Origin of the sequence: Gillisia sp. Hel_I_86 (genome assembly GCF_007827275.1) — a bacterium.
Classification (GTDB): domain Bacteria; phylum Bacteroidota; class Bacteroidia; order Flavobacteriales; family Flavobacteriaceae; genus Gillisia.
Window position 1 is genome coordinate 2618828 of the sequence record NZ_VISE01000001.1, and the last position, 11832, is coordinate 2630659.

The 11832-nt window shown below is 38.4% G+C and carries 11 protein-coding genes; 5 read left to right on the forward strand and 6 right to left on the reverse strand.

Annotated features, from left to right (window positions below; all coding sequences use genetic code 11):
• Positions 1-7 precede the first annotated feature (7 nt).
• On the reverse strand, positions 8-379 hold the full coding sequence (gene rsfS / locus JM83_RS11815) for a ribosome silencing factor (protein WP_144963771.1): 372 nt from the start codon (positions 377-379) through the stop codon (positions 8-10).
• A gap of 94 nt (positions 380-473) precedes the next feature.
• Here rsfS and JM83_RS11820 point away from each other — a divergent pair, with 94 nt between their 5' ends.
• Positions 474-1205 carry a biotin--[acetyl-CoA-carboxylase] ligase gene (locus JM83_RS11820; protein WP_144962354.1) on the forward strand — a complete coding sequence of 244 codons (732 nt, stop codon included), beginning with the start codon at positions 474-476 and terminating at the stop codon, positions 1203-1205.
• On the opposite strand, the gene JM83_RS11825 is transcribed toward JM83_RS11820, so the two are convergent.
• Positions 1202-1591, reverse strand: a complete 390-nt coding sequence (locus tag JM83_RS11825) for an SRPBCC family protein (RefSeq protein WP_144962356.1) — start codon at positions 1589-1591, stop codon at positions 1202-1204. The genes JM83_RS11820 and JM83_RS11825 overlap by 4 nt on opposite strands.
• A gap of 1 nt (position 1592) precedes the next feature.
• Complete coding sequence (gene pyrE, locus JM83_RS11830) at positions 1593-2234, reverse strand: orotate phosphoribosyltransferase (protein WP_144962359.1); 642 nt, start codon at positions 2232-2234, stop codon at positions 1593-1595.
• A 7-nt stretch (positions 2235-2241) separates the two neighbouring features.
• On the opposite strand from pyrE, the gene JM83_RS11835 reads away from it, so the two are divergent.
• Entirely contained in the window at positions 2242-2865 is a 624-nt protein-coding gene (locus tag JM83_RS11835) for an NUDIX hydrolase (protein ID WP_144962361.1), read from the forward strand.
• Here JM83_RS11835 and JM83_RS11840 read toward each other — a convergent pair.
• Positions 2833-4584 carry a M14 family metallopeptidase gene (locus JM83_RS11840; RefSeq protein WP_144962363.1) on the reverse strand — a complete coding sequence of 584 codons (1752 nt, stop codon included), beginning with the start codon at positions 4582-4584 and terminating at the stop codon, positions 2833-2835. The genes JM83_RS11835 and JM83_RS11840 overlap by 33 nt on opposite strands.
• Positions 4585-4751: 167 nt before the next feature.
• Here JM83_RS11840 and JM83_RS11845 point away from each other — a divergent pair, with 167 nt between their 5' ends.
• The 3 genes from JM83_RS11845 to JM83_RS11855 all read left to right on the forward strand — a co-directional run bounded on the left by JM83_RS11845 (position 4752) and on the right by JM83_RS11855 (position 10249).
• Positions 4752-6035 (forward strand): PQQ-dependent sugar dehydrogenase, encoded by a 1284-nt coding sequence (locus JM83_RS11845; protein ID WP_144962365.1) that lies wholly within the window; start codon positions 4752-4754, stop codon positions 6033-6035.
• 11 nt (positions 6036-6046) lie between these two features.
• Positions 6047-8335 (forward strand): TonB-dependent receptor, encoded by a 2289-nt coding sequence (locus JM83_RS11850; protein WP_144962367.1) that lies wholly within the window; start codon positions 6047-6049, stop codon positions 8333-8335.
• A 519-nt stretch (positions 8336-8854) separates the two neighbouring features.
• Positions 8855-10249, forward strand: coding sequence for an IS4 family transposase (locus JM83_RS11855; RefSeq protein ID WP_144959452.1), 1395 nt, complete (start codon positions 8855-8857; stop codon positions 10247-10249).
• Between the two features lie 31 nt (positions 10250-10280).
• Here JM83_RS11855 and coaD read toward each other — a convergent pair whose 3' ends face one another.
• Together coaD and JM83_RS11865 are read right to left on the reverse strand one after the other, a co-directional pair.
• Positions 10281-10730 carry a pantetheine-phosphate adenylyltransferase gene (coaD, locus tag JM83_RS11860; protein WP_144962369.1) on the reverse strand — a complete coding sequence of 150 codons (450 nt, stop codon included), beginning with the start codon at positions 10728-10730 and terminating at the stop codon, positions 10281-10283.
• Positions 10731-10783: 53 nt separating this feature from the next.
• Positions 10784-11764, reverse strand: coding sequence for a D-alanine--D-alanine ligase (locus tag JM83_RS11865; RefSeq protein WP_144962371.1), 981 nt, complete (start codon positions 11762-11764; stop codon positions 10784-10786).
• Between the last annotated feature and the right edge of the window lie 68 nt (positions 11765-11832).

Consider the following 11832-nt stretch of genomic DNA (forward strand, 5'->3'; position numbering starts at 1 on the left):
TTAGTTTTTAATACTTTGTTTCAATTGAGGTTACTTTGGCATCTCCCCACAAACCCTCTATATCATAATATTCCCTAATATGCTTTTGGAAAACATGAACGACTACGTTCACATAATCCATTAAAATCCACTCGGCATTATCACTTCCTTCTATATGCCAAGGTTTGTCTTTTAGAGATTTGCTTACGGTTTTTTGTACGGAGCTTACAATGGCATTTACCTGTGTGTTTGAAGTACCATTACAGATAATGAAATAATCACAAACAGTGTTTTCAATTTCCCTTAAGTCAAGAATATCAATATCGTTTCCTTTTACTTCTTCTATTCCTTTTATGATATGAGCAATAAGTTGATCGTTGTTCGTTTCTTTTTTTGCCATTAAATTTATTTCTTTGCGCAAAGTTATTACTTTTTAGTCTTTTTAGTGCTCTGTTGTTACAAACATTTAACACCATTCTTAACTACAATTATATATGCATATTATCAAAGTTAGTGCCACCGAATCTACTAATTCCTTGGCTAGGGAATGGTTTAATACTAATAAATATGATTCCCCAATTTGTATTATTGCCAGTAATCAAACTTCTGGAAGAGGACAACGTGGAGCGAGATGGGTTTCCAATGCGGGAGAAAACCTCACATTTAGTGTTATTTACCCAAAGCCAAGCGTGGATATTACAGATCAATTCCTTATTAGTGCTGCTGTGGGATTACAGCTATTAAAGGCATTAAAGCAACTAAAAATTAACAATTTAAAGCTGAAATGGCCTAACGACATTATGGCAGATGGCTATAAAATAGGTGGCGTGCTCATTGAAAATATCCTGCAAAACAATCAAATAGGAGCCAGTATTATTGGAATAGGCCTTAACGTGAATCAAGTTGACTTCCCAGAGCTCCCAAAGGCAGCTTCCCTAAAAAATCTTACAGGAACTATTTATGCTACTGAAGAAGTTCTTTCTGTTATTCTGGAACATTTAGAAAAAATGATAACATCCAATGATAATTCGTTTTTTGAAGCTGTCCTAGAAGATTATGAAACCAATTTATTCCGAAGAAAAAAAGCTTCCACCTTTCAATTAAAAGATGGAAGCTTGCTTATAGGTATTATCTTGGGAGTTACCCCCTCTGGCCTTCTTAAATTAAAAGTGGAAGATGAAGAAATAAGGACGTTCGATCTTAAAGAACTTAAGTTGCTCTTTTAAAGAGCAGCCATGTTTTCGCTTAAGGTGGCAATAAATTTCTTTAACGGGCCCTTTACCATCATCCCCATCATCGCATTGAATTTTCCATCGAATAACAATTGGGCATCACTTTGATCTCCACTTGGTTCAATAATAATATTCAATGAAAAATTGAATTTATCTGATGTGGATCCCAAAACCACTAATTCTGGTTCAACGGTTTCCTTGATTTCCAATTCTATTTCCGGCATTCCTTTTAAGCTAAAAAGAAACGTGTCTGGCTTGGTAACTTCGAATTTCTCGATACTGTCTGGCATCAATTCTTTATAATTCCCTACATCGGTTAGAAAATTATATAATTCTTGCTGACTTTTTTGGGTGGTAACTTTTGGACTTTCTAAATTCATGTTATGGTTTCCATTTGCTGGGATCTTGTCTCCAGGTTTTTAATGTTTCTGCCTCACTGGCATTAATATAGTTCGTTCTTAAAGCGGTTTCTATTAAATGCTCGTAATTCCCCAAGGTATGTAAATCTACCTTTGCTTTTTTGAAATTCTCTTCAGCAATATCAAAGCCATACGTGAAGATGGCAAGTAAACCTTTAATGTTCACATTGGCTTCTCTTAAGGCTTTTACCGCATGAATACTGCTTCCGCCTGTACTAATAAGATCTTCAATTACAACCACATTTTGACCGCTCTCCACATGTCCCTCGATCTTATTTTTTCTTCCATGTCCTTTGGCTTCCGGTCTTACATATACAAAAGGAAGGTTCATATAGTCTGCCACCAGCATTCCAATGCCAATGGCACCAGTAGCTACTCCAGCTATCACATCTGGCTTTCCATAAAGTTCTTCAATTTGCTTGGCAAACTGCTCTCTTATGTAATTTCTAATGGGAGGATAAGAAAGGGTTATTCTATTGTCGCAATAGATTGGCGACTTCCATCCGCTTGCCCAAATGAAGGGTTGTTGTGGTTCCAATTTAATTGCTTTAATTTGCAACAGCAATTCAGCTGTTTTAATTGCTGTTTCTTTATTTAAAATCATACTGCAAATGTATAAAGTTTTTGTAAATGATATCCCTATTATTCTTTCAACCAAGAAAGAAATAGGTGAAAATTATACTGCGTTTCCCATTAAAACGGTTAAGCTGAAGCAGGTTATCCAGAAAATAAATGATGGGGAATTGGTATATGTAAACCTTTATCATAAAAATGAGGAGAAACTCTTTAAACACCTTCTAAAAAAACTCCCTGTGGTTACTGCCGCTGGTGCAATGGTATTTAACGAAAACAAAGAAATTTTATTTATCTACCGTAACAAGCGTTGGGACTTGCCAAAAGGAAAAACCGAAAAAGATGAAAGTTTAGAAGAGTCTGCAATTAGGGAAGTGATGGAGGAGACTGGAGTGCAGGACCTTGAAATTGTTAGGTTCCTTAGAAAGACCTATCATATATTTAAGCGCAAGGATAAATACAGGTTGAAAGTGACACATTGGTACGAGATGAAAACTTCATTTACAGGGGAATTGGTTCCCGAACACTCTGAAGGAATTAAAAAAGTTAAATGGAAGAACTTTGCAAAGTCTCAAAAAGCACTCACAAAATCGTATGCCAATATTAAATTGTTGTTCCCAAAAGAATATCTAACGACTCATCCTAAAGATAGGGTAGCGTAAATAGGCTTTTTCCAACCGACCCGATTTTTTATACAACCAATTCAATTGAGCTGACGAGTTTCGGGAAAATTCTTGGTCGGTATTCTTCTTTTCCTGAAATTCTTCATTTAAAGCAGGATTTTTATCTAGTAGATCCTTTGCGAAATCTTCAAAAACATAGGGTGAAAAGCCTTCTTTTTGTTGAAGCACGGTATCGAAAAAGTTCCAATTAAAGAAAGAATCAGGAGCTGTGGGTTCTAATGTTTCCAATAAATAGCGAACAGAAGGCTGAAAGCTTTTTATATAGAGGTCCCCTTTTCTGAAATTGATACTATCTTTAGTAGTGGTCACTTTGGTTTCGTAATGAGGATAATGACCCTCATAAGGGTTTGGAGAAGTTTTATAATCTTCGATAGTATAGGTTTCCACCCACATGGTGGTATCCTTTTTAAATGCGGTCATCTCTACATTGTTTGCCTTTAAAATGGCTGTCACGTTCCACCAGCCTTGAGGGATAATATAGGCTCGTGGGATTTCGATCTGGCCTTGTGAAATGAAATTGTTGTAATAATCAATTTCTTTTTTGAAAGGCTTTTTTCCATCATATTTTAACCTTGAACTGCCAGTAATTTCGCTGGTGATTTCTTCTCCTTCATATCCCTTAAATTGAAGTTTGGTGATATTTGTACTATCAACTTTAAAATTTACGGGGTAAAAGCGCTCTGTAAGATACTTTCTCTGTGCCCTTGCTCTAAGATCTTTGATCTTTGCCCGATCTCTTTCAGCAATATCTATGACAGATCGTAAAGTTCTATAAGTACCCATCACCCTTTTTTTGTAGGGTTTCAGCATATGGGTTTCTATCATTAGTGCCAATGTATTCCATAAGGCCGCATAGCCGGTAGAATATCTTGGAGTATCCATAAACTGCGTGAACCCTTTTTCAGGAAGCTCGTTATGAACATTTACGTAAGGAGTGATATCCCATTCATTTTCCCATAAGGAGGCTTGCAAAGCAGGCATCATTTTGTTATTGAGATAATCTCCTAATTCCCCACCAAGCTTGTTGTGTTGGGTAAAAAGATGGGAGAGGGTATATTGATAATCTGCACCATTGCTCACATGGGTATCAACAAAAATATCTGGTTTTACTTTATGGAAGATCTCAGAGAAACTTCTGGTATTTTTTGTGTCGGCTTTTATAAAATCGCGGTTGAGATCATAATTACGGGCATTCCCTCTAAAGCCATATTCCTCGGGTCCATTTTGATTGATCCTGCTGGTCGAATTTCTATTAAGCGCACCTCCTATATTGTAAATAGGAATAGTTGCAATAATTGTGTTCTTTGGAATGGGTATGGAATCTTGTGCCAAATCCCGAAAAAGCATCATGGTGGCATCTATGCCGTCGCTTTCACCCGGATGAATGCCATTATTTATTAAGACAATAGTATAATTTTCCCTAATCTCATCTAAGCTAAAATTTTCGGTAGGGCTAAAAATAGCTAAATGCATGGGTTCTCCACTATCGGTCTTTCCAAATTTCGTTAGCTGAACAGAGGTAAAGGCATCATCTAATTCTTCGTAATATTTTATAACTTCCGGATAGGTAGGAGTTTGTGTTCCACCAGATTTTTCGAAAACTGTTTCAAAATCGTACTCTTTTATCAGCTTATATTTAGATAGATCACACGAAATAAAAACACAAGCTAATAGGGAGGCTATAAAAATTTTCTTCATAAGAAATAATCCATTTTGCGCTATAAACTTAGTTAAAACTGCAATGGCAGCCAAAACTATTATATGTGAGTTCGTTTTTTTGGAAGTAGTTAAAGTAAACCTAATGCACACATAATATTTTAATCCATTTAAATTATAGCCTATTTTTAATTTTTATTCGAAAAACCATGAAAAATATCACGTTTAGTTTACTGCTTGCCGGGACTATTTTAACCTCCTGTTCACCAATGAAAGGAGTAAAGGAATTTAATGAGCAAGAAAAGCAAAAGTTGTCACAGCGCCCTGCCAATGTAGTTGAAACTGCAGTTGGAAAATTAGGGATTCCAGCACCGTTTCACTCCAAGTCTATCCAAAAAGTAAGTAAAGTTGTTGGTTGGAAAGAGGGCGAAACACCAAAAGCACCTGAAGGCTTTAAAGTGGAAGTTTTTGCTGATGGATTTGAGCATCCACGGTGGACCTATGTGGCTCCAAATAAGGATGTTTTCGTTGTAGAAGCCAATACAAAAAATAGTGCTAACAGGGTAACTATTTTAAGAGACCAAGATGGAGATGGCACATTTGAACATCGCGGTGCTTTTAAGGAAGGCTTAAACCAGCCTTTTGGGATGTTGGTTTTGGGCGATTATTTCTACATCGCTAATACAGATGGGCTTTATAGATATGCTTATAAGCAAGGAGATCTTAAACTGGAATCTGATGGCGAAAAAATAGTGGATCTGCCTGCTGGTGGCTATAACAATCACTGGACCCGAAATCTAATTGCAAATGCAGATGGCAGCAAGATCTATATTTCTGTAGGTTCTGCCAGTAATGTAGGGGAATATGGAATGGATAAGGAAGTTCGTAGGGCTGGGATTTTAGAAATTAACCCTGATGGTTCTGGGGAGCAGATATATGCCAGCGGGATCAGGAATCCAGTTGGAATGGACTGGAACCCTGTTACCGGGGAATTATGGACTGCAGTTAATGAAAGGGATAAGTTGGGAAACAATTTAGTGCCAGATTATATTACGAGTGTGAAAAAAGGGGGCTGGTATGGGTGGCCTTATTCTTATTATGGGCAAATCAAGGATCCGCGTTGGGAAGATAATCCGCATAATGAGCTAGTTGAAAAATCTATCATGCCAGATGTGCCTGTTGGACCACATACAGCCTCTCTAGGTTTGACTTTCTATACACACGATGCTTTTCCTGAAAAATATAAAAACGGGGCTTTTGTAGGTCAGCATGGTTCCTGGAACCGCGATCCGCTTTCTGGTTATAAAGTTGTTTTTGTGCCTTTTGTAGACGGACAACCACAGACACCAGAGGATTTTTTAACAGGGTTCATAGCAAACGAAGAAACTGGGGAAGTACATGGAAGACCAGTTGGGGTGACCACTTTACCAGATGGTTCATTATTGGTAAATGATGATGACTCCAATGTAATCTGGAAAATTTCTGCGGAATAAAACTATTAATATTGAAAAAATTTATTCTTGTTTTTCTCCTACTTTCTAGTATTTCTGAAGCTTTAGCACAAGTGGTAAAAGGTAAAATAATTGATGCAACAACTTTAGGACCTATCGAAAATGCAAAGGTTTTGGAAGTTGGTTCCGGTGTTTTTACCTTTTCCGGTGCCAGCGGAAATTTTGAAATAGAAACTTCAACTACAAATATTATTTTAGAAGTTTCTGCTTTGGGGTATGTCACGCGTCAAATTAAGGCAAACCCTAATTCAGTAAAAAGCATTTCACTAATTCCATCTAGGGAAAATCTTTCTGAAGTAGTTATAACCGGCGCGCTTATTTCCAAAACACTTCAAAATACGCCAGCGTCAATAAGTGTTTTAAGTACTAAAGATCTTCAGAAAATTGATAATTCAAACCTTGCGCAAGTTTTTAATGCTGTTCCCGGGGTGTATGTAAATCAAGGAGCTTTAAATACCACAAAATTAAATATTCGGGGGATTGGGGCACGATCTCAGTATAGCACAAACAGGATTCAGGCTTATTTTAACGGGATTCCCTTAACATCTGGAGAGGGTGAGTTAACGATCGATGATTTTGATGTTGAAGCCATCTCTAAAATTGAAGTTATTAAAGGGCCTACCTCCAGCATGTATGGGGCAGGTTTGGGCGGAGTCATTAATATGTATGCCGGTAATGCTGAAATTGATAAAGCCCAAATCGGAATTTCTTCGCAAGTAGGAAGTTTTGGTACATATAAAAAAACGGTTTCTGCTTCTCATGGAACAAAGAGCACTTCCTTATTTGCCACTTTTAATGATCTGGAAAGCGATGGGTACCGGGACAATGGCTCTTATAAAAGACAATCTGGATTGATAAATGCAAATGTTTTTACCGAGAATGGAAATAAACTTTCCTTTCTCGGAAATTTCACAAAACTAAAAGCGTTTATTCCGAGCTCACTAAATGAAAACGATTATGTAAACGATCCTGAAAAAGCTGCTTTTACTTGGGGGAAATCTCGAGGCTATGAGTCTTATGAAAGAGGCCTCTTTGGGGTTTCATACATACATCACTTTTCAACAGATTTCGCAAACCAAACGAGTTTGTTTGTTAATTTTAGGGACGCTTATGAGCCGCGACCTTTCAATATCTTAAAAGAAAAAAGAGTGGCTACCGGAGCAAGGACAAAGTTCAATTTGCAATTAAAGCTATTTAAATTGGATTCAGAACTGAGTTTTGGAGCCGAATATTATAAGGAATGGTATTCTATGCAAACCTTCGAGAATTTATACCAGGATTTTGAAGATCAAGGAAGCGTGTTGGGAGCTGTTTTAAGCAATAACGAGCAAGATAGAAACTATGCAAATTTCTTCGGCCAGCTAAACTTGGAGCTCTCCAAAAAACTGAATTTGGAGACAGGCTTCAACATAAATACAACCAGCTATGGTTTAGAGGATTTGTATGTAGCCGATGAGATCGATCAATCTGGGGACTATCGCTTTAAAACCACTTTTTCGCCACGCATGGGACTTTCTTATGAGATTGTTCCGGGGAGGAATATTTATACAGCTATAAGCCATGGTTTTTCCACACCCACAGTAGAAGAAACTTTAACCCCGGAAGGACAAATCAATACCGATTTAAAACCCGAGACAGGAATTAATTATGAAATTGGTTTTAAAGGGAATTGGCTGGACAATAGATTATATACTGAAATTGCTTTGTATTCTATCCAAATCGACAATTTATTGGTCGCCCAACGGATTTCGGAAGATCAATATGTGGGGATCAATGCCGGTAAGACCAATCACAACGGAATTGAAACGACTATTAAATATAATGTTCAGTTAACTCCTAAAATCAGGATCCAACCTTATTTTAATGCTGCTTTCAATTATTTTGAATTTGAAGAATTTGTAAATAGGGAAGAAGATTTCAGCGGAAATAAATTACCAGGGGTGCCAAAAAGCACTTTCAATTCAGGTTTTGAAATTGGATATGCCAATAATTTCACACTTTTCACCAATCTATTAGCTGTTGGGGAAATAATGCTGAACGATGCCAATTCCCTAAGCACTGATAATTATCAGGTGATCGATATAAAAGCCCGATATGATTTTAAGGTATTCAATAATTTTGAAGCAAATATTTCGGCAGGAATCAATAATGTATTGGATGAAAAGTATGCTTCCAGTGTCTTGCCAAACGCGGTAGGATTCGGCGGTGCTGCCCCGCGATATTATTATCCGGGGAATCCGAGAAATTATTTTGTTGGTGTTGGGCTGAATTATGTTTTTTAATAATACTATTTGTCATTCCGACGAAGGAGGGATCTCTAACGGGAGAGAATATTTTTCTTTGAGATCCTTCGACAGGATGACATTCAAGGCTTTGGTCACTTCGAGCGGAGTCGAGAAGTCATTAATTTGATATGTTGATTTCAATGAGATTCTTCACTTCGTTCAGAATGACATTGACAATTGTCACTTCGAGATCCGTGATAAAAAAATTATCCAGCGTTGGAAATTGACGTGTTTTTTATATAAGCTGATGGGATGGGATGCTGAAACAAGTTCAGCATGACGATAATTCCGCATCGTCACCCTGAACTGGTTTCAGGGTCTTGGATTCACAAATAAATAAAAAACACGTCAATGGTAGCGGAGTCGAGAAGTCTTTAATGTGAGAAAGTGACTTTTTTGGGATCCTTCGACAAGCTATCAGGATGACATTTGAGTAGTTTGTCATCCCGACGGCAGCTATCGTGTGGACACAATTATTTAATATTTTAAGGGATTAGCATTAATTTTACTCAAAAAATGAGAAGGGGGTTCACAGGCTTAGGGGATAAACGGTTGGTTTATCGGGGCAACAAGATTTTATCGGACCTGTTCAGCAAGAGCGTCCATTCGATCCGTCAGCTCAGCAGGAACGAATCAGACGCAAAGGCCGTTTACCGTTTTTTGCAGAACGATAGGGTCAGTGAAGGAGATATAGTAGAGAACTTGGTACATAATTGCCAGATGGCTTGTGCGGGCAAATTTGTTGTCTGTATCCAAGATACCACGGAGGTCAACCTAAGCAGCCATGGTAATAGGATCAATAAAGATGGCTTTGTGGGCACGACCAATGCGAAGAATTCCCAGGGACTGGGGTTCTTCATCCACCCAAGTTTGGTCTTGGATGCCGTGAGCGGCACCCCCTACGGCTATTCTGATATAAAGATCTGGAACAGGCCCTTGGAGTTCGCATCAAAGCATGAAAGACAGTACGGCAAGCTGCCCATAGAAGAAAAAGAGTCCTATAAGTGGATAGAAGTTTCCAAAAACACACAGGCCTCGCTAAGGGGCGTGGTAGCGGGAATGGTGATCGTACAAGATAGGGAAGGCGATATCTACGAACAGTTTGCAACCATACCAGATGCACAAACAGATCTATTGATAAGGGCCCGTACGGATAGGACCTTGGCGGATGGGTCAAAATTGTTTAGCTGCCTGGCGGACCAACCCTATCAAGGATCCTATGAGGTACAGGTGGATGCCTGTGCAAAGACCAGAAGAAAAAAAAGGATTGCAAAAATTGAAATCAGATATAAAGAGGTGGAACTTAAAAGGACCAGGGCGGCAAGCAAAGCAGTGGCACCCAGCATAAAACTATACCTGGTAGAGGCCAAAGAGGCGAACCGTACCGGGCCGGACAGGGTGTGCTGGAGGTTGTTGACAAGCCTGCCCATAGAGACTCTGGAAATGGCAGAAATGTGCGTGGAATGGTATAAGTGGAGGTGGACCATAGAAGAGGTGTTCAAGATATTAAAAAAAGAGGGCTACAATATCGAGGCGTCAGAGCTGGAGTATGGGTCATCGGTAAGAAAACTGAGCTTGTTGATAATGGAGGTCATCATCAAACTGTTCTTGATGCGGCTGGCGTATGCGGTACCAGAAGGAGAGATGAGCGCCGATAGCTGTTTCACGGAAGAAGAACAAACGTTTTTAGAGCACCAGATAATAAGACTGGAAGGTAGGACAGAGAAACAAAAAAACCCGTATAAGGAAAAAGGGCTAAAGAGATATGTTTGGGCGATAGCAAGACTTGGCGGATGGAAAGGCTATGAAAGCAAAAGGCATCCGGGCATAACGACCCTATGGATAGGATTGAAATATTTTAAGGCTGCCATGGAAGGGTGGACCATTCATAAAGATGTGTCCACACGATAGGACGGCAGGAGGGATCTCTTTTAAAAAAAAACTACTTAACCACCTCTGGCACCATAAAAGAAAAGTCGCCACCATTTTTTCTCACATCTCGAACTACACTGGAAGAAATATGTCCTTTTCCGGAAGAAGAGATCAAGAAAACGCTTTCTATTCCAGACATTTTATAATTGGTTTGTCCTATGGTCTTTTCAAATTCAAGATCTATGGCATTTCGGAGTCCTCTTAAAATAAATGCCGCATGTTCCTTTTTACAGAAATCTACCGTAAGTCCTTTGTAGGTCATTACTTTAACCTTGGTTTCATTTTTAAAGGTTTCTTCTAAAAACCGAACCCGATCTTCTAAGGAGAACATGTATTTTTTATCGGCATTAATGCCAATTGCAAGAATAATTTCATCAAAAAGAAGTAACGCACGTTCTATTATATCCACATGGCCCAAAGTAATGGGATCAAAAGACCCTGGAAAAACTGCTCTTTTCATGAAGTTGTGTTTCTAATGTCCAACAAATATAGCTAATTAGTGCAAGTTCAGAATTATTTAAGATTCAAAGCGGCTTCTATCGCGCTTCCAAAAAGTTGGGGCAAACCAATCCCTGCTTTTTCGGCTTGTTGAGGTAAAATACTGGCTTCGCTAAGTCCTGGGGTAGTATTCATCTCAATAAAATGTGGCTCATTGTTATGAAATATAAATTCTGATCGCGTAAATCCTTTCATTTTTAATTTCGAATAGATCAATTTAGAAATATCCTGTACTTTTTTAGTTTGTTCTTTGGAAATTCTTGCAGGAGTGATCTCTTCAGACTTTCCTAGGTATTTGGCTTCATAATCGAAAAATTCATTTTCAGAAACAATTTCGGTTACAGGCAATGCCAAAATCTTTCCTTTATACAGGATCACGCCAACAGATACTTCGGTACCATCCAAAAAAGATTCAATGATAACTTCATCATCCTCCTTTAAGGCTATTTTTACGGCTTGCTCCAGGTCTTCCGCAACTTTCACCTTGGTAATTCCAAAACTGCTTCCAGCTTTGTTCGCTTTTACGAAACAAGGCAAGCCTACTTTCTTGACTATTTCATCAACTTCAACTTCATCGCCTTTATCAAGAAAATAGTTCACAGCAGTTTTAATTCCGTAGGGCTTTAAAACACTTATAAGATCGCGTTTGTTAAAGGTAAGCGCCGCTTGATAAGATCCGCAGGAAGTTTGAGGAATGCCAACAAGATCTAAATATGCCTGTAAAAGTCCGTTTTCACCGGGAGTTCCATGAATAGTATTGAAAACACAATCGAACTGAATTTTTTTATCCTTGATCTTTACTGTAAAATCGTTCTTGTTTATCGGGTAAGGGGTGTCATCATCTGCCACCACAAACCATTCGTTTTGCATGATATGTACCCGATATGGCTCATAAAGAGAACGGTCCAGATTTTTATAAACCACATTCCCACTATTAATGGAGATCCTGTATTCACTGGAATAACCTCCCATGGCGATGGCAATTCTTTTCTTCATATTTAATAATTAGCTTTAATCCCTCATTGAGGGCTTAATTCTTCGAGGTTTACCTCGAATTTTTAAAA

What these genes read in the sequence shown, in the direction of transcription:
- rsfS (WP_144963771.1), bottom strand. Translation starts at nt 379, where the DNA reads ATGGCAAAAAAAGAAACGAACAACGATCAACTTATTGCTCATATCATA.
- JM83_RS11820 (WP_144962354.1), top strand. Translation starts at nt 474, where the DNA reads ATGCATATTATCAAAGTTAGTGCCACCGAATCTACTAATTCCTTGGCT.
- JM83_RS11825 (WP_144962356.1), bottom strand. Translation starts at nt 1,591, where the DNA reads ATGAATTTAGAAAGTCCAAAAGTTACCACCCAAAAAAGTCAGCAAGAA.
- pyrE (WP_144962359.1), bottom strand. Translation starts at nt 2,234, where the DNA reads ATGATTTTAAATAAAGAAACAGCAATTAAAACAGCTGAATTGCTGTTG.
- JM83_RS11835 (WP_144962361.1), top strand. Translation starts at nt 2,242, where the DNA reads ATGTATAAAGTTTTTGTAAATGATATCCCTATTATTCTTTCAACCAAG.
- JM83_RS11840 (WP_144962363.1), bottom strand. Translation starts at nt 4,584, where the DNA reads ATGAAGAAAATTTTTATAGCCTCCCTATTAGCTTGTGTTTTTATTTCG.
- JM83_RS11845 (WP_144962365.1), top strand. Translation starts at nt 4,752, where the DNA reads ATGAAAAATATCACGTTTAGTTTACTGCTTGCCGGGACTATTTTAACC.
- JM83_RS11855 (WP_144959452.1), top strand. Translation starts at nt 8,855, where the DNA reads ATGAGAAGGGGGTTCACAGGCTTAGGGGATAAACGGTTGGTTTATCGG.
- coaD (WP_144962369.1), bottom strand. Translation starts at nt 10,730, where the DNA reads ATGAAAAGAGCAGTTTTTCCAGGGTCTTTTGATCCCATTACTTTGGGC.
- JM83_RS11865 (WP_144962371.1), bottom strand. Translation starts at nt 11,764, where the DNA reads ATGAAGAAAAGAATTGCCATCGCCATGGGAGGTTATTCCAGTGAATAC.